Annotated in this window: 15 protein-coding genes; 9 read left to right on the top strand and 6 right to left on the bottom strand. The window is 55.6% G+C overall.

The genetic code is table 11. The features are described from left to right. Position 1 precedes the first annotated feature (1 nt). From rsmF to yebS, 3 genes are all read right to left on the bottom strand, one after another. Positions 2-1,429 carry a 16S rRNA (cytosine(1407)-C(5))-methyltransferase RsmF gene (gene rsmF, locus BY447_RS02440; RefSeq protein WP_199226915.1) on the bottom strand — a complete coding sequence of 476 codons (1,428 nt, stop codon included), beginning with the start codon at positions 1,427-1,429 and terminating at the stop codon, positions 2-4. Positions 1,430-1,510: 81 nt separating this feature from the next. Then, on the bottom strand, positions 1,511-4,144 hold the full coding sequence (locus tag BY447_RS02435; RefSeq protein ID WP_110330395.1) for a PqiB family protein: 2,634 nt from the start codon (positions 4,142-4,144) through the stop codon (positions 1,511-1,513). Next, positions 4,113-5,357 carry a membrane integrity lipid transport subunit YebS gene (gene yebS / locus BY447_RS02430; protein ID WP_013358113.1) on the bottom strand — a complete coding sequence of 415 codons (1,245 nt, stop codon included), beginning with the start codon at positions 5,355-5,357 and terminating at the stop codon, positions 4,113-4,115. The genes BY447_RS02435 and yebS overlap by 32 nt, the downstream gene beginning before the upstream one ends. 214 nt (positions 5,358-5,571) lie before the next feature. Here yebS and BY447_RS02425 point away from each other — a divergent pair, with 214 nt between their 5' ends. The 4 genes from BY447_RS02425 to htpX all read left to right on the top strand — a co-directional run bounded on the left by BY447_RS02425 (position 5,572) and on the right by htpX (position 10,055). Then, positions 5,572-6,072 (top strand): GAF domain-containing protein, encoded by a 501-nt coding sequence (locus BY447_RS02425; protein ID WP_013358112.1) that lies wholly within the window; start codon positions 5,572-5,574, stop codon positions 6,070-6,072. Positions 6,073-6,168: 96 nt separating this feature from the next. After that, complete coding sequence (proQ, locus tag BY447_RS02420; RefSeq protein ID WP_013358111.1) at positions 6,169-6,870, top strand: RNA chaperone ProQ; 702 nt, start codon at positions 6,169-6,171, stop codon at positions 6,868-6,870. A 19-nt stretch (positions 6,871-6,889) separates the two neighbouring features. Further along, complete coding sequence (gene prc, locus BY447_RS02415; protein ID WP_013358110.1) at positions 6,890-8,929, top strand: carboxy terminal-processing peptidase; 2,040 nt, start codon at positions 6,890-6,892, stop codon at positions 8,927-8,929. 244 nt (positions 8,930-9,173) lie between these two features. Beyond that, on the top strand, positions 9,174-10,055 hold the full coding sequence (gene htpX / locus BY447_RS02410) for a protease HtpX (protein ID WP_003852678.1): 882 nt from the start codon (positions 9,174-9,176) through the stop codon (positions 10,053-10,055). A 340-nt stretch (positions 10,056-10,395) separates the two neighbouring features. On the opposite strand, the gene BY447_RS02405 is transcribed toward htpX, so the two are convergent. Beyond that, a complete protein-coding gene (locus tag BY447_RS02405; protein WP_110330394.1) occupies positions 10,396-11,766 on the bottom strand; it encodes an MFS transporter in 1,371 nt (456 codons plus the stop codon). Positions 11,767-11,952: 186 nt separating this feature from the next. Between BY447_RS02405 and kdgR the strand changes: the two genes are divergently transcribed. Next, entirely contained in the window at positions 11,953-12,744 is a 792-nt protein-coding gene (gene kdgR, locus BY447_RS02400) for a DNA-binding transcriptional regulator KdgR (RefSeq protein ID WP_110330393.1), read from the top strand. Between the two features lie 30 nt (positions 12,745-12,774). Here the strand turns inward: kdgR and BY447_RS02395 are convergent, their stop codons facing one another. Beyond that, positions 12,775-13,011, bottom strand: a complete 237-nt coding sequence (locus tag BY447_RS02395; RefSeq protein ID WP_033732884.1) for a YobH family protein — start codon at positions 13,009-13,011, stop codon at positions 12,775-12,777. A 212-nt stretch (positions 13,012-13,223) separates the two neighbouring features. On the opposite strand from BY447_RS02395, the gene BY447_RS02390 reads away from it, so the two are divergent. From BY447_RS02390 to rlmA, 4 genes are all read left to right on the top strand, one after another. Beyond that, on the top strand, positions 13,224-13,496 hold the full coding sequence (locus BY447_RS02390; protein WP_013358106.1) for a YebO family protein: 273 nt from the start codon (positions 13,224-13,226) through the stop codon (positions 13,494-13,496). A gap of 18 nt (positions 13,497-13,514) precedes the next feature. Next, on the top strand, positions 13,515-14,519 hold the full coding sequence (locus BY447_RS02385; protein ID WP_110330392.1) for an MBL fold metallo-hydrolase: 1,005 nt from the start codon (positions 13,515-13,517) through the stop codon (positions 14,517-14,519). 648 nt (positions 14,520-15,167) lie between these two features. Continuing rightward, entirely contained in the window at positions 15,168-15,377 is a 210-nt protein-coding gene (gene cspE / locus BY447_RS02375; RefSeq protein WP_003852684.1) for a transcription antiterminator/RNA stability regulator CspE, read from the top strand. Positions 15,378-15,514: 137 nt separating this feature from the next. Next, entirely contained in the window at positions 15,515-16,324 is an 810-nt protein-coding gene (gene rlmA / locus BY447_RS02370; RefSeq protein WP_033783292.1) for a 23S rRNA (guanine(745)-N(1))-methyltransferase, read from the top strand. Here rlmA and BY447_RS02365 read toward each other — a convergent pair. Further along, entirely contained in the window at positions 16,321-16,779 is a 459-nt protein-coding gene (locus BY447_RS02365) for a DUF986 family protein (protein WP_033783291.1), read from the bottom strand. The two genes, rlmA and BY447_RS02365, sit on opposite strands and share 4 nt — an antisense overlap. Positions 16,780-16,822: the final 43 nt, after the last annotated feature.

The following is a 16,822-nucleotide window of genomic DNA, read 5'->3' as shown; positions in this document are numbered from 1 at the left end:
CTCAGCGGAACAGGCGGCCGTCACGCACCAGTTCGCGTGGATAGCTGTTCTTGATGCGACTGCCGACTTTCTTCGCCAGCCCCAGCGGCTGCTGCTGCCAGGTCACAATCATCTCATTGTTTGCCGGGGCAGTTTCCGGATAGATATCGCGGCCGCGATACCACTCTTCTGCTTCTGCCGCCGTGAGCTCAAAGGTCTGCGTCGCATCAGGTTGCGCCAGTGCTATCACCGCTTCATGTTGCCAGCGATAGCCTTTGGCAAAGGTTTCTGCCAGCTTCAGGCCAATGCGCGAGAAGCGCACTTTGCCCAGCAGCGGGGTAACGGCCTTAGGGAACAGCCAGATCTCTTTATCTCGCTGCCAGAGCTCCAGTGACTCATCCCATTTGATAGAGACAGCAGCGGCGGCCTGTACGATCTCACTTTCCAGCTTACGGCTGAGATGGGAGAAGGGCAGCTTGCCGACTTTGTAGCCCGGCAGCGGTAAGGGCTCGACTGATGCGGTTTTACGCAGACGCGCCACGAAAAAGCCTTCGCTGTCGAACATCTGCGGGAAGACATGCAGATAGCCCTCGGGCGTCGCGGCCCGTTCGGCACCCTCAAACAGCCCGTCGAGCGGCACGACCTCAACCGCATCCGGATAGCGCTGCAACAGCCAGTCAATCACCTGCTGATTCTCAATCTGATTCAGGGTGCAGGTTGAATAAACCAGCGTGCCGCCAGGTTTTAATGCGTGAAAAGCACTGTCGAGCAGATCGCGCTGGGTCGCGGCGATCTCTTCGGTGCTCGCCAGCGACCAGTTTTTCAGCGCATCTGCATCTTTGCGGATCACTCCTTCGCCGGAGCAGGGAGCGTCCAGCAGGATGGCGTCGAACTGTTCCGGCAGCGCTGGCCCGAAGACCCGCGCGTCAAAGTGCGTCAGCGCACTGTTGCTGACGCCGCAGCGGCTGATATTAGCGTGCAGCACTTTTACCCGGCTGGAGGAGAATTCGTTTGCCAGGATAACGCCCTGATTGCCCATCCGCGCCGCAATCTGGGTGGTTTTAGAACCCGGTGCCGCTGCCATATCCATCACGGCGCTGACCTCTGGCTGGGCGTCAAACAGGGCGGTTACCGGCAGCATGGAGCTGGCTTCCTGGATGTAAAACAGGCCGCTGAGATGTTCAGCCACGCTGCCCAGCGGCAGGCTCTCATCTTCCCGGCTGATCCAGAATCCCTCTTCGCACCACGGCACCGGCGTCAGCTGCCAGTCATAACCCGCCGTCTGGCTCAGAAAATCGGCCACGCTGATCTTCAGGGTATTGACGCGAACACTGCGGCGCAGGGGCTGCTGACTGTAAGCGATGAACTGCGTGAAGCTCGCCTCATCGGGCAGGCTCTGACGCATTAATGAGAGAAAATCGGCGGGGAAAAACGAAGACGCATCTGACACGGGCACATTCCAGTTAAGGCAAAGGCGGCAGTGTACCATGAGGAAAGAAAACGGGCAGCCAGGCTGCCCGTTCAGAGTAAATTAACGCGGAGACGGAATCGCCGTTCCCCAGTTACGCCACTCTTTCGGCGCTTCATCCTGCAGCAGGAAGTGTTTATCCGGGTTGGCCTGCGGTGCCAGCGGCACCGTCGGTGGCGTCGCAAACTGAATGCCACCGCGAATAAACTGCTGGAAGGTCCCGGTTTTCACCACGCCGCCCACCAGACCGAAGTCGAGGTTGTAGCCGGACGCCAGCCAGAACACCGAATTGTTCCGCACCAGATGCTGATACTTCTTACTGATGCGCAGGGCGATCTGCACGCGGTCCGCCATATTCCCCAGTGACGTGCCGGTGACGGTACCCACTTCCACACCCCGGAACAGCACCGGCGTACCCAGCGACAGGGAACCTGCCTCGGTGGCATCAACATAAATGTTCAGGCCATTCAGGTAGCGCGAATCGGTAATGGTGCTCTCCTGCAATTCAAAGGTGCGTGCGGCACCGCCTTTGCCCGGATCAACGTTGACGTACGGCTGTAACAGGGTCTCCAGATGATTCACGCCGGTAGCGGAAATCTCCGGTGAAACCACCGAGAAACGGCTGCCGAGGCGGGCAAAATCATTCACATACTCAGGGTAAAGTACGGCTTTCGCCACGACCTGATTGTTATCTTTGCTTAACGACAGAGATTCCACCTGACCAACGTTGATACCGAGATAACGAATCGGCATTCCGGCAGAGAGTTTGCTGGCGTCATAGGTGTGCAGCGTAATCTGACTACCCACCGCGCGGGCAGCGGTTTCAGAGGAGTAGAGCATGCGTTTAGCCCCTTTGACCGACTGCGCACCACTCATATTGTCGAAACTGATTGCGCCTTTCAGCGCACGGTTAAGCGGCGAGGCCTGCACCGTCAGGCCGCTGCCGTTCAGGCTGACGCGTGCGCCACCCTCAGCCCAGAACACGCTTTCGCTGGTCAGCAGCTTGCGATATTCCGGCTGAATGTGCACCGCGATATCAAAAGCGTCAGCGCGCGGCGTCACTTTGACAATCTCGCCCACCTGGAATTTACGGTAAAGCACGACCGAACCGGCCTGTACGTCAGGCAGGCTGTTGGCGGTCAGCATCAGCGTCGTGGACGGGCCATCGCCGGTAATGCCTTCGTCCGCTTTTTCCGCATCAGCAAACAGCGGATAGGCCGTTTTCGGCTCGCCTTTTTTGCCCGGCTCCAGCCGGATGCCACCATCCACCCACTCGCGGGCGCTGGCACCTAATACCTGCATGCCATCAAGGCCGAACTTCACATCGAGGCGACTGTTGACGATAAATTTGCTGTCGCCATGCACCAGATTGCGGTTTTCAGGATTGACCGCGACAACGAAATTGACGCCATTTTCATCCAGCGAACGCGACATCACCTGACCAATCTGCATACCGTGCAGCATCAGCGGCTGGCCCTGATCGATGCCGTAGCTCTCCGGTGCGCTGAGTTTTACCGTCAGCACGTTGGGTTTCTGCAGCAGAGTCTCATTGGACGCCAGCACGGTGTAGTGCTGCTGCGGTTCGCCTTCACCCGGCACCAGTTCCAGCGTATTGCCAGTCAGCAGTGCGCTGAGGCTGGTATCGGTCAGGCTGATTTTAGGGCTGTGCATCTCGATGCGGGTGCCGCTGCGCATCAGGCCAACTACAGAAGGATCAATCGTCAGCTCGCCGGTCACCTTGCCGCCATCCAGCAGATTCAGTTTAGTCAGCGTACCGACCTCCAGGCCCTGGTACATCAGCGGCGTGCTGCCGGCCTTGAGATTTTTACCGTTGGGCAGGTCAAGCGTGATCTGTACGCCGCGCTGGCTGTGCGCCAGATCGGGATAGAGCCGGTAGTTCTGCTCCGCTTTGGCGGTTTCAGCCCCCTGCGGTGAGTCAAACGCAATCGCGCCATTAACCAGCGCCGCCAGACTTTCCAGCTGGACTTTAGCCCCGCTCAGGCTGACGTCCGCATTGACGCCCGATACGTTCCAGAAGCGGCTGTTGGTCTTCACCAGCTTGATAAAGCGACGGTCAATCAGCACATCAATTGCCACGCCATCGGCTTTATTATCAATGCTGTAGTCGTAAACCCGGCCAACCGGAATTTTGCGGTAGTAGACCAGCGAGCCGGTATTGAGCGAGCCGAGATCGGGCGCATGCAGATGGATCATCAGCTCGCCAGTATTGACCCGATATTTCGGTTGCGTATCCAGCGCGGTAAAGGCCTCGCTGGGTTTACCTTTACCTGGCATCATCCCGATATAGTTACCGCCGACCAGCGCATCCAGACCCGAGACGCCCGCCAGTGAGGCTTTGGGCGTCACCAGCCAGAACTGGGTATCCTCACGCAGCGCGTCGCGCATGTCGCTTTTGATGCTGGCTTTAATCTGGATGCTGCGATAATCGTCGCTGAGATTAATGCCCTGCACGGTGCCCACTTCCACGCCCTGATAACGGATCGGGGTACGACCCGGCACGATACCATCCGCCGTCTGGAAATTGATGGTGATAGTGGTGCCTCGCTCCTGATAATTGGTCCAGAGCAGCCAGCAGGCGATCAGCATCGCAATGACTGGCAGCAGCCAGAAGGGCGAAATTTTTCGCTTATTACGCAGCGTTGCGTTAGTCGGTGTAGTCGGCGTTTCCTGTTGCATGTGCATCCCAGAGCAGGCGGCTGTCCAGCCACTCAACAGACATAATGGTCAGGATGACGGCCGCGCCAAAAAACAGCGCAGCCGGTCCCATGGTAAAAGCCAGCAGCTGATCACGATTGACCAGCGACATGGTTAATGAAATGACAAACAGATCGAGCATGGACCAGCGGCCAACCCAGGTCACAAAACGCAGCAACCGGATGCGGGTTCTCAGTCCCTGTTCACAGCGGAAATGAATGCTGAGCAGCAGGGTCAGCATGACCAGTACTTTGGTAAAGGGCACCAGAATACTGGCGATAAACACAATCGCTGCCACCGGAATGTTGCCTTCACCCAGCCCCAGGATGCCGGAGAAGATGGTGTCCTCGCGCCGGGAACCGTTGAGGTAAACCACGGAAATGGGCATCAGGTTCGCGGGTATCAGCAGCACGATCGACGCGATGAGCGCGGCCCAGGATTTCTGCAGGCTGTGGCGGCGTCGGAAGTCGAGCGGCGTGTGGCAGCGCGGGCAGCGCCCCCGTTCGTCAGGTAGGCCGGTGTTGTGACAGTTGAGGCAGACCTGCATGTCGTCACGGGCCATATTGCCGGGGCTTTGCGGGTAGAAATGCTCCCACAGCTGCTCCATATTCAGATGGATCATGGTCAGCACGCTCAGCACCGTCAGGGCAATGTAAGCCGCCAGCCCATAGCCAATCTCCAGCGAAGCATAGTCCTGCACTTTGATGGATGCCACGGCGATGCCGATCAGATAGATGTCGAGCATCACCCACTCTTTGAGCTTCTCCAGCATGATCAATACGGGCCGCAGGTTCATGCCCAGACGATGACCGATACCGAGATAACAGATACCGGCCACCAGCGTTACCGGCGCGCCAATAGTGCAGAACGCCACCATCGAAGCGGTCAGCACATCACCCTGCTGGGTCATCTGAATCACCCCTTCCAGTACGCTGGCATTGATGCGCATACCCAGCAGCCGGATATCCACCAGCGGCAGGGAAAAGGCGAAGGGCATTAACACGATCATGGTGGCGGCCATGGCCATCAGTCTGGTCATTGGCCAGTCGCGTCCACTGAGAATCTCAGCGTTGCAGCGCGGGCAGTGTGCCGACTGATGCGTTTTCACATCCGGTAAGGAAAAAAGGGTATCGCATTGCGGGCAACGCTGATAACGTGCGTGAGGCAATGTCTGGCTGATAGCGTGAATTTTCATAGGGTGATGCAATTTTCGCTCTTCAGAGGGAACAGATATCGGTCATTAAGACATTGTCTGTGTGCCTGTCTCGGGCATCACGCTTCGATCCACAGAATGCTAAGGGTATAGCAACTAACGCTATGATTCACCTTGTGGCTCTGGATATTTAAAACTTATTTTTAACGAACGGTTTCTTTTGCCCCGTTCAGATGTCATTGGTAACGGTTAAATAATGAACAAAACTGCCTTTTACGCCGATTTGAATCGCGATATGCGCGCCTTGCTGGCGGGAGAAACGGCGTTCCTCGCCGCGATGGGAAACTTTAGCGCGCTGCTGTACGAACGTCTCGATGGCGTGAACTGGGCAGGTTTCTACCTGCTAACGGAAGCCGATACGCTGGTGCTGGGCCCGTTCCAGGGCAAAATCGCCTGTGTGCGTATTCCGGTCGGTAAAGGTGTGTGTGGCACGGCGCTGGCAGAAGAAAAAGTGCAACGCGTAGATGATGTGCATGCCTTCCCGGGCCACATTGCCTGCGATGCTGCCAGCAATGCTGAGATTGTGATTCCTCTGAAAGTGAATGGCACTGTGGTTGGGGTGCTGGACATCGACAGCGTGGAGTACAATCGCTTTGACAGCGACGACGAAGCGGGACTGGTCACACTGACCGATGGGCTTTGTGAAGTGCTTGCGAACAGCGACTTAGAAAAATATCTGCAGCTGACGCGCAGCTAATCGACTGGATCACATGGCATTTAGCGATGTTGTCATTATAATGTCGCCTGTTCATGCCTGCGCTGGTCGGCAAACCCGTTGTAATCAGGAAATTTCATGGAAAATCAACCTAAGTTGAATAGCAGTAAAGAAGTCATCACTTTTCTGGCGGAGCGCTTTCCGCACTGCTTTAGCGCTGAAGGTGAAGCGCGTCCGCTCAAAATCGGTATCTTTCAGGATCTGGTCGAGCGTGTTCAGGGCGAAATGGGTCTGAGCAAAACACAGCTGCGTTCCGCGCTGCGTCTTTATACGTCAAGCTGGCGTTATCTGTACGGCATCAAAGCCGGTGCGATTCGTGTCGATCTTGACGGCAACGCCTGTGGCGTGCTGGATGAGCAGCACGTTGAGCATGCCCGCAAGCAGCTGGAAGAAGCCAAAGCGCGCGTTCAGGCGCAGCGTGACCAGCAGCGTGCTGCACGCCGTGAAGCAGGCGAAAGCGAAGAGGGCGCCGCACCGCGTCGTCCACGCAAGCCCGCGCCACGTAAGCCTGCAGAAGCCGATGCTGCGCGTAAACCCCGTCCGCAGACGACTGCTCCGCGTGCGACCGCCTCACAGCATCGCAAGCCAGCCCCACGTCCGGAGCAGGAAGCCCGACCCATCACTGATACCTCAACTTTGCAACCCGGCCAGAGTATTAAAGTTAAAGCAGGCAAAAGTGCGATGGACGCTACCGTTCTTGAAGTATCAAAAGACGGCGTTCGGGTCCAGCTCGCTTCCGGCATGGCAATGATTGTGCGCGCAGAACACTTGCAGTTCTGAAACGGAGGCTAACCCCGGCATGAACACCCTTTTTAAAGTTGGACTTATTGCGGGCCTGCTGTTAGCAGGCCCAACCTTCGGCGCAGAGAATATTACCCGCGCCGATCAGATTCCCCAGCTTCACGAAGACCCGCAGGATCCGACGGTCAGTGAGCGCGTCACGTCGCGCTTTACCCGTTCCCACTACCGCCAGTTCGATCTGGATCAGAACTTTTCCGCGAAAATTTTTGATCGCTACCTGAACATGCTCGACTACAGCCACAATGTGCTGCTGGCGTCAGATGTGGCGCAGTTTGCCAGCAAAAAAACCACCGTCGGCGATGAGCTGCGCAGTGGCAAGCTGGATCTCTTTTACGATATTTATAATCTGGCGCAGAAACGCCGTTTTGAGCGCTATCAGTATGCGCTGACGGTGCTGGCGCGTCCGATGAATTTCAGCGGCAATGACACCATCGACATTGACCGCGCCAAAGCGCCCTGGCCGAAAGATCAGGCTGAACTGAACGCGCTCTGGGATGCCAAGGTTAAATATGACCAGCTGAGTCTGAAGCTGGCAGGCAAAGACGATAACGAGATCCGCGACGTTCTGACCAAGCGTTATAACTTCGCGATCCGTCGTCTGGCCCAGAGCAACGGTGAAGACGTTTTCCAACTGGTGATGAACGCTTTCGCCCGCGAAATCGATCCGCACACCAGCTATCTGTCGCCGCGTAACACCGAGCAGTTCAATACCGAGATGAGCCTGTCACTGGAAGGCATCGGCGCGGTACTGCAGATGGACGACGACTACACCGTAATCAACTCGATGGTCGCAGGCGGTCCGGCAGCGAAAAGCAAAGCCATCACCGTGGGCGATCGCATCGTGGGTGTCGGTCAGCCAGGCAAGCCGATGGAAGATGTTATCGGCTGGCGTCTGGATGATGTCGTGGCAAAAATCAAAGGACCCAAGGGCAGCAAAGTGCGCCTGGAAGTTCTGCCCGCCGGTAAGGGCACCAAAACCCGAACTGTGACGCTGACGCGTGAGAAAATCCGTCTGGAAGATCGCGCGGTTAAACTGACCATCAAAAATGTCGGCAAGCAGAAAGTGGGCGTTCTCGATATTCCTGGATTCTATGTCGGTCTCACCGACGACGTGAAAGTTCAGCTGCAGAAACTGCAGAAACAGAACGTCGATAGCGTGGTGATCGATCTGCGTACCAACGGCGGCGGCGCGCTGACCGAAGCGGTCTCGCTTTCCGGCCTGTTTATTCCGAGTGGTCCGGTGGTGCAGGTTCGCGACAATAATGGTCGGGTGCGTGAAGACAGCGATAACGACGGCGTGGTCTACTACAAAGGTCCGCTTGTGGTGCTGGTCGATCGCTTCAGCGCCTCTGCTTCTGAGATCTTTGCTGCCGCGATGCAGGATTACGGTCGTGCAGTGATTGTCGGCGAGCCAACCTTTGGTAAAGGCACCGTTCAGCAGTATCGCTCGCTGAATCGCATCTACGATCAGATGTTACGTCCGGAGTGGCCAGCGTTAGGCTCCGTTTCTTACACCATCCAGAAGTTCTATCGCATTAACGGCGGCAGCACACAGCGTAAAGGCGTCACGCCGGATCTGCTGATGCCAACCGGCGTTGAAGCGGCTGAAACCGGTGAGAAATTTGAAGATAACGCCCTGCCATGGGACAGCATCAAAGCGGCCACCTATACCAAAACCGGTGATGTTAAACCGCTGGTTGCGCAGCTGACGAAGCAGCATGCTGACCGTATCGCTCAGGATCGCGAGTTCCAGTACATTATGAAGGACATTGCCCGTTACAATGCCCTGAAAGATAAGCGCAACATCGTGTCACTCAATCTTGCTCAGCGCGAGAAAGAGAACCACGAAGATGATGCGTCACGTCTGGAGCGAATCAATGCGCGCTATCAGGCCGAAGGCAAGAAACCGCTGAAGAACCTGGATGAGTTGCCGAAAGATTATAAAGAGCCGGATCCGTATCTCGATGAGACGGTGAAGATCGCTAACGATCTTGCGCAACTGGAGAAATCCCAGCCAGACGCGCCAGCAGCGAAATAATCCGCTGTTGTCAGAAAAAGCACCGCTCTGCGGTGCTTTTTTTTGCCCCCGGAAAAGTTTCCGGTAACCAATGATTAGCGATGGTGAACCCGTCTGCAGGCCGCGCCGCCCGGCAGACGTGTCAGAATGTAAAGTTATGTCTTTTTAGGCACTTAAACGTTAAGGTCGCTTGAAAAGCCGCACAATGCTCATAGGATATGTATCCGCGTATAGGCGCGTGAACTACTGAGGAAGATTAACAAAAATGATGCGTATTGCTCTTTTCCTGATGACCAACCTGGCTGTGATGTTGGTATTCGGGCTGATTCTCAGCCTGACAGGGATCCAGTCAAGCAGTGTTCAGGGCCTGATGATCATGGCAGGCCTGTTTGGCTTCGGCGGTGCGTTTGTTTCACTGCTGATGTCGAAGTGGATGGCACTGCGTTCGGTTGGCGGTGAAGTGATTGAACAGCCACGCAATGAAACTGAGCGCTGGCTGGTGGATACCATTGGCCGTCAGGCCCAGCAGGCGGGTATTGCGATGCCACAGGTCGCGATCTATCACGCACCTGATATCAACGCCTTTGCGACCGGTGCGCGTCGCAACGCCTCACTGGTGGCTGTCTCAACCGGTCTGCTGCAGAACATGAGCCGTGATGAGGCGGAAGCGGTGCTGGCTCACGAAGTGTCGCACATCGCTAACGGTGACATGATCACCATGACGCTGATTCAGGGTGTGGTGAACACCTTCGTGATTTTCGTTTCACGTATTCTGGCGCAGATTGCGGCGGGCTTTATGTCCGGCAACCGTGATGGTGAGGAGAGCAGCAACGGCAATCCGCTGGTCTACTTTGCGGTGTCGATGGTGCTGGAGCTGGTGTTTGGTATTCTCGCCAGCATCATCACCATGTGGTTCTCCCGTCATCGTGAGTTCCACGCCGATGCCGGTTCAGCGAAGCTGGTCGGTCGTGAGAAGATGATTGCGGCGTTGCAGCGTCTGAAAACCAGCTACGAACCGCAGGAGCCGAGCAGCATGATGGCGTTCTGCATCAACGGTAAGGGCAAATCGTTCAGCGAGCTGTTCATGTCACACCCGCCGTTAGACAAGCGTATTGAAGCCCTGCGCAGCGGTCAGTATCTGAAGTAGCGCTAAGCAGAGCAAACAAGGCGACCCGCGGGTCGCCTTTTCTGTTTAAGAAATCAGCATCAGATTGAATCTGACAGCAATATCTTAGCTCAACGAGCAGGGAACCCTGGCAGAGGAGGAAAGCGTCCCGACGCCTGGACAAAAACGCCGGGAGCGTTTTTAAACAACGCAAAGCGTTGGACCGTTTACGGTCGCAACTTAGGGATGAGGTGCGCAATGGGGCGGGCTGATCGTCATGGATGACAGTAGTCTTTCCGATTTGACAGGGTTCCCTGTGCAGGCTCGACCATACAGCGAATCGGGTCACATTCTGTCATGAGTTCGCCTTTCTTTAATGCTATCAGGCCCGGGTCTGCGTCATGCGCGACACGCTCACCAGCGCCGCCACGGCGGCAAAGCTCCCTGCAAGCAGCAGCGAAACGTGCGTCCCACTTTCATCAAACAGATTAAACATCAGTGCGACCAGCGCGGCACCCATACTCTGCCCCAGAAGACGCGCAGTACCCAGCATGCCGCTGGCACCGCCACTGCGATTACGTGGCGCGGAGGTGACAATCGTGTGGTTGTTGGGTGACTGGAACAGCCCGAAGCCGGCACCGCATAGCATCATGCGCCAGATAATATCGCCATCACCCGGATTTACCGGCAGCCAGGCGAGCAGGAACAGTCCCAGCGCGAACATCGCCAGTCCGATTCCCCCTAACAACCCGGCATGCACCCGTTCAATCAGACGGCCGGCAATCGGCGCAAATACCATCGTTGCCAGCGGCCAGGGCGTCAGCAGCAACCCGGTCGCCACCTCATTACGCTGCAGGACGTTCTGCAGAAAGAAGGGCAGTGAGACCATCGCCAGCATCTGGGCACAGAACGAACAGACCGACGTTCCCATCGACAGGCTGAAAATCGGGATACGCAGCAGATCAACCGGCAGCAGCGGCACTGCCATATTGAGCTGACGACGAATAAAGAACCAGCCAATGACCAGCAGCGCAACGACCTCGGAGAGCACCAGCAGATGACTCTGTCCCTGGGCAAAGCCGCTCAGAGCGGAGATGATCAGGCCAAAGAACAGGGCATTCATGATTGCACTGGGCACATCGAATTTCTGTGTGGTGGCTTTCTGCGGGTTATCAGGCAGGGTTCGCAGCGCCAGCCAGAGGGCAATGGCCCCCAGCGGGACATTAATCAGAAACAGCCATTTCCAGCTGGCTACCGAGAGTATCGCTGCCGCTACCGTCGGGCCAGCCGCGGTTGATACGGCCACGATCAGCGAGTTGATTGCCATGCCGCGTCCCAGATAGCGCTGCGGATAGATAATGCGTATTAACGCGGTATTCACACTCATCAGCGCTGCGCCGCCCAACCCCTGCAGCACACGGGCAAAAGTCAGCATGGTTAGCGTGGTCGAAAAGGCGCAGAACAACGAGGTTGCAATAAACAGCGCGAGGCCAGCCTGATAGACGCGGCGATAACCCAGCATGTCGCCCAGAAACGAAAGTGACAGCAGCGAGACGATAATCGCAATCTGATAGGCATTCACAATCCAGATGGACTGCGCCGGGCTGGCATTCAGTTCACGCGAAATAGTCGGCAGCGCGACGTTGGCAATCGCGCCGTCTAATACCGCCATGGTCAGGCCCAGCGCAATAGTGACGATAGCCATATAGCGCTGACGCGTCGGTAATCCATCCTGAGGAGGAGAGAGTGTCATAAGTTAATTACTAAAGAGGGTGAATATCATCATGCTAATGAAATCAGCGCTGAAATGCAGCGATCAGATGGATAAAAAACTGTCTTAAAATATGACTTAATGGTTAAAGCATTGCTGCCGTCCTGTGCATCCCTCTATACTGACAGTCCGTTCCATTTTTTTTGAAACAGGCTAATAAGGTGCGTGATGTCCTCTGCTGAAAATGATAAACAGCCCGATTCCGTCTCTTCGGTACTTAAAGTGTTCGGCATTCTGCAGGCGCTGGGTGAAGAGCGCGATCACGGTATAACCGAGCTTGCGCAGCGCGTGATGATGTCAAAAAGTACTGTCTACCGTTTTCTGCAGACCATGAAGTTGCTGGGCTATGTCACGCAGGAAGGTGAAAGCGAGAAGTACTCACTGACGCTGAAGCTGTTTGAACTGGGTGCCAAAGCGCTACAGAACGTCGATTTAATCCGCAGCGCGGATGTGCAGATGCGTGAGCTGTCGCGTCTGACCAAAGAGACGATTCACCTGGGGGCACTGGAAGAGGACAGCATTGTCTACATCCATAAAATCGACTCACTTTACAATCTGCGCATGTATTCGCGCATTGGCCGTCGCAACCCGCTGCATACCACCGCGATTGGTAAAGTCCTGCTCGCCTGGCGTGATCGCAGCGATGTTGAGGAAATTCTGCGGGATGTGGAGTTCAAACGCAGCACGGCCAATACGCTGCTGAGCGCCGAGGCGCTGATTACGACGCTGGATCAGGTCAAAGCGCAGGGTTACGGCGAAGATAATGAAGAGCAGGAAGAGGGATTACGCTGCCTTGCCGTGCCGGTGTTTGATCGGTTTGGCGTGGTGATTGCGGGACTCAGCATCTCGTTTCCCACCATTCGCTTTTCGGAAGATGCCCGCCAGGATTATGTGGCGATGTTGCATCGGGCGGCGCGTACGCTTTCAGCAGAAATGGGCTATCACGACTACCCATTCTGAATAAAGCGGGCCATCCGGCCCGCTTTATCACTAGTTATCGATCACTTCTCCGCTTTTCTTCAGCAACGGACAATCCGTCACGCCCACCACGCCACTGTCGGTATGCAGATACTGCGCGCTGATAACGCCGCGAGCGGTAAGATAGCTGCACTGCAGGCCAAGTCCGGCAGCATTTTTAGTGCTACCGGTTAACACGCCATAGCCGGTAAGCAGCATTGCCAGCCAGATCACCGCCAGCAAGCCTATTGTGCGAATAAACAGTTTCATTGTGTCTCCTTGTGAAAGATAACTCAGCGCGCCACCTGGTGCTGCTGGTTATGATGATATCAGCATGCCTCGCTTTTCTGGTGGGATCGATCAGAGATAACTGAAACGGCAAATTCTGCATTGCTGTCTCCCCCATTATCTTTTGCGATGGCTACAGGTAGAATAGGCGGTTGCCATGTTCTGGCGTTTCCACTGAGTTTTACGAGGCAGTTATGAATGAGTTAGCCGCAAATCCGGGCCCCCTGGTCAGCTATGGCCTGCTGGTCATTATTTTGATTGTGGCGTTTATCGCCTGGTTCTTTGTTAACCGGGCCAGCGTGCGCGCGGGTGAGCAAATCCGTTTACTGGAATCCTTACTGGAAGAGCAGAAGAAGCAGAATCAGCTGCTGCGCCGCCTGATTGAGATGCAGCCTGGGGCAGAAAATACAAAAACCGATGACGATCGGGAGAAGCGCGACTTTATCCGGTTAATCCCGGAACGTTAATCACAGCAGAGAGGCGGAATGGCCGGGAAAAATCCGTGGTATGACAGCAGCAAAGCGCATCACACGCCAGAGGGATTCCGTAATCCTGAACCGGAACAGCGAAAACCGGGTGACCTGAAACGCTGGCGCAGGGAGCGTAAAGCACAGGCGCTCCCTGCGCCACCCCAGCAGGGTTATGCGGCCTTCACCAGGCAATGGTGGCAGCCCGCGGATATCAGCGGCAGTGACGATCGTATCTGGTGGCTGGGACATGCTGCCGTCCTGTTACGGCTCAATGGACACTATATCCTGATCGATCCGGCGCTCTCACCACGCGCCTCACCGCTGGCGTTTGCGGGGCCACAGCGTAAAACGCCCGCGCCCATCAGCATCGCTGATCTGCCGCAGCTTGATGTCGTGCTGATTTCACACAACCATTACGATCATCTGGATAAACCGACGGTTAAAGCGATTATCCGGCATTTTCCGCAGGCGACCTTTATTGTGCCGCTGGGACTGGCGAAATGGTGCAGAGCGCAGGGCGTGAAACAGGTGCACCAGATCGACTGGTGGCAGCAGGTAACGCTCGGCGACCTCTGTTTTGATGCGGTGCCAGCCCGTCACTGGAGTATGCGAACCCCACGCGATCGCAACCGTTCGCTCTGGTGCGGCTGGGTCGTGCGCTCTGCCTCCCTGCGTTTCTGGTTTTCGGGCGACAGTGGCTATAGCGATAGCCTGCTGGAGATTCCGGCCCGGCTTGGCCCGTTCCGCGTGGCTGCGTTGCCGATTGGCGCGTATGCACCTAAATGGTTCATGGCAAGCCAGCATATGGATCCCGATCAGGCGGTGGCGTTATGGCAGGCGGCAGGCAGGCCATTGACGCTGCCTATTCACTGGGGCGTGTTTGAGCTGGCCGATGAGTCGCTGGATGCGCCACCCCAGGAGCTGGCGAATGCGCTACAGCGGGCAGACGAACATAACGGCCGCTTCGCCCCCTGGCGAATAGGCGAAGGTCGCAGTCTGAATAATTGCAGCCAGGAATAATCCTAAAGCCTCCGGTATAAATACAAGCCGGAGGTTTTTTATCAGACATCAATTTTTCAAATCGAAAGTTAAATCTTTAATAAGGAAAATCCGCATCGTTGCTTTTATTTGGAGCAAGGCTAATGGCTGGCTCCTGCTTTTGGTGCAAAAAAAGCGTTATTTGTACGAAATAAAAGTCGCTGTACAGGATTGACGCCCGATCTTTGATATCTGCCGCGGTTACCGTTTCGCTTATTCATTTCGCCATTGCCATATTTGTGAAATATTAATTTCTTATGGTCTCCATCAGGTTAAGCCTGGCAACACAGGCAGGAGAGGGCGCTGGCTGCCCGCGTACTTTATTCGCAGGTGCAGTTGTAAACCCCACGGAACAGGCAATGTGAGCCTTCTGGCAAATATGTGCGCAGGCGCGCCAGGGCTTTAAAAATGGCTTGCCATTATTTTTGGGATATGTGATAACAATTCGTGGGTTAAACGAGGTACAGTTCTGTTTATGCATGGCATCTTCAGTAAAGAAGTACGAGTAAAGACGTTGACGTTGAATACCGCTTCCTTGCCGAACCTTAATTAGTGCCTCATGCAGTAATGTCTCTGGTTTTTCTGAAAGACAGCCTTCGGGCTAAATAAACATCTAAAGGAATTTGCAAAATGGCAAAGATTAAAGGTCAGGTTAAGTGGTTCAACGAGTCTAAAGGTTTTGGTTTTATCACTCCTGCTGACGGCAGCAAAGATGTGTTCGTACACTTCTCTGCTATTCAGGGCAACGGTTTTAAAACCCTGGCTGAAGGCCAGAGCGTTGAGTTCGAAATTCAGGACGGCCAGAAAGGCCCTGCAGCTGTTAACGTCACTGCTATCTGATTCGACTCCACCTCGGTGCAATGCACCCTGACATGGAATCTTAAAGCCCTGGCTCTTCAGTCGGGGCTTTCTTTATGCTTCCGATGCGTAAACGTTAAGGTTACACTGCGCCGCGTTATCTGATGCCGGAGCACCCTATGTCCCTGATTTGCCCTCTTTGTCACTCTCCACTGACCCTCACCGACCGCAGCTGGTGCTGTGAAAACCGCCATCAGTTCGATCAGGCGAAAGAAGGGTATGTCAATCTGCTGCCCGTTCAGCATAAACGATCGCGTGAACCGGGTGACAGTGCAGAGATGATGCAGGCACGACGGGAATTTCTTGAGGCAGGCTATTATCAGCCGCTACGTGAGCAGGTAGTCAGCCTGCTTGCGCCGGTGCTGAATCAGCCGGAGTGCAAAATCCTGGATATCGGCTGCGGTGAAGGGTACTACACCGCCGCACTGGCGGAGGCGGCGGACGGAGACGCTGAGATTTATGGCCTGGATGTTGCCAGAATGGCCATCCGGCTGGCGGCTAAGCGCTATCCTGCAGTACGTTTCTGCGTGGCTTCCAGTCAGCGCTTACCCTTTGCCGATCAGTCCCTGGATGCGATTGTACGCATCTACGCACCCTGCAATGAAGCAGAACTGGCTCGCGTGCTGAAGCCGGGTGGCATGGTGCTGACGGTCACGCCAGGCCCGCATCATCTGCAGCAGTTCAAAGCGCTGATTTACCGCGAAGTGCAGCTACATGTGCCGGAACAGAAAGATTATCCTGGCTTCCGGCAGGTAGCGCAGCATGCCCTGCGTTATCCGATGGCATTAACCGGCGCAGCCGCGACGACACTGCTGCAGATGACGCCCTTTGCCTGGCGGGCGCGTGAAGACGTCTGGCAAACGCTGCAGCAGAGTGAGCAGTTCAGCTGCGATGCTGATTTTACCCTGACAATGTGGCAGCGCGACTAGCGCGCCTCGACCAGCGTAGTGTAGATGCGCTCCAGGTCGTCGAGTTGCTGCACGGCAATCAGCAGACGGCGTTGCTCCAGCTGAATCACCAGAATGCCATCCTCAGAAAGATTCATGCCCTGAATCCGCCGGTAATCGATCCAGACACCGGCGTAAAACAATCCCTCATTTTTCATCAGCAGCATCGGTTTGCGCAGCCAGAAGAGCCAGAACGCCAGAAAACTCAGCACCATCAGCAGTGAGGTGGTGAGCTGTGGGCCGTGATGACTGACATTGTTCCACAGCAAAATCAGCAGCAGGCCGATGAAAATCAGGCTATCGAGTTTATGTTGCCTCCGCAGCGTTACCCGTAAGCGGGTCGGCCCGTGCCGACGCGGCAGAATCGCCTCATGGTAAACAGCAAATCCCATCAGGGCGGCGATACAACACGCAATCAACGCGTCAGTTAAGGACATCACTTCTACCTCAAACAGGGTGAGCTCAGCCAGTTGTGGCTCA

The organism is Pantoea sp. JKS000250, assembly GCF_003201065.1.
In the GTDB taxonomy this organism is placed as follows: Bacteria; Pseudomonadota; Gammaproteobacteria; order Enterobacterales; family Enterobacteriaceae; genus Pantoea; species Pantoea vagans.
This window is presented reverse-complemented; position numbering and strand designations above follow the sequence as displayed.

Excerpts from the sequence above, each read along its gene's own strand:
- BY447_RS02435 (WP_110330395.1), bottom strand. The coding sequence starts at position 4,144 with ATGCAACAGGAAACGCCGACTACACCGACTAACGCAACGCTGCGTAAT.
- yebS (WP_013358113.1), bottom strand. The coding sequence starts at position 5,357 with ATGAAAATTCACGCTATCAGCCAGACATTGCCTCACGCACGTTATCAG.
- BY447_RS02425 (WP_013358112.1), top strand. The coding sequence starts at position 5,572 with ATGAACAAAACTGCCTTTTACGCCGATTTGAATCGCGATATGCGCGCC.
- proQ (WP_013358111.1), top strand. The coding sequence starts at position 6,169 with ATGGAAAATCAACCTAAGTTGAATAGCAGTAAAGAAGTCATCACTTTT.
- prc (WP_013358110.1), top strand. The coding sequence starts at position 6,890 with ATGAACACCCTTTTTAAAGTTGGACTTATTGCGGGCCTGCTGTTAGCA.
- htpX (WP_003852678.1), top strand. The coding sequence starts at position 9,174 with ATGATGCGTATTGCTCTTTTCCTGATGACCAACCTGGCTGTGATGTTG.
- BY447_RS02405 (WP_110330394.1), bottom strand. The coding sequence starts at position 11,766 with ATGACACTCTCTCCTCCTCAGGATGGATTACCGACGCGTCAGCGCTAT.
- kdgR (WP_110330393.1), top strand. The coding sequence starts at position 11,953 with ATGTCCTCTGCTGAAAATGATAAACAGCCCGATTCCGTCTCTTCGGTA.
- BY447_RS02395 (WP_033732884.1), bottom strand. The coding sequence starts at position 13,011 with ATGAAACTGTTTATTCGCACAATAGGCTTGCTGGCGGTGATCTGGCTG.
- BY447_RS02390 (WP_013358106.1), top strand. The coding sequence starts at position 13,224 with ATGAATGAGTTAGCCGCAAATCCGGGCCCCCTGGTCAGCTATGGCCTG.
- BY447_RS02385 (WP_110330392.1), top strand. The coding sequence starts at position 13,515 with ATGGCCGGGAAAAATCCGTGGTATGACAGCAGCAAAGCGCATCACACG.
- cspE (WP_003852684.1), top strand. The coding sequence starts at position 15,168 with ATGGCAAAGATTAAAGGTCAGGTTAAGTGGTTCAACGAGTCTAAAGGT.
- rlmA (WP_033783292.1), top strand. The coding sequence starts at position 15,515 with ATGTCCCTGATTTGCCCTCTTTGTCACTCTCCACTGACCCTCACCGAC.
- BY447_RS02365 (WP_033783291.1), bottom strand. The coding sequence starts at position 16,779 with ATGTCCTTAACTGACGCGTTGATTGCGTGTTGTATCGCCGCCCTGATG.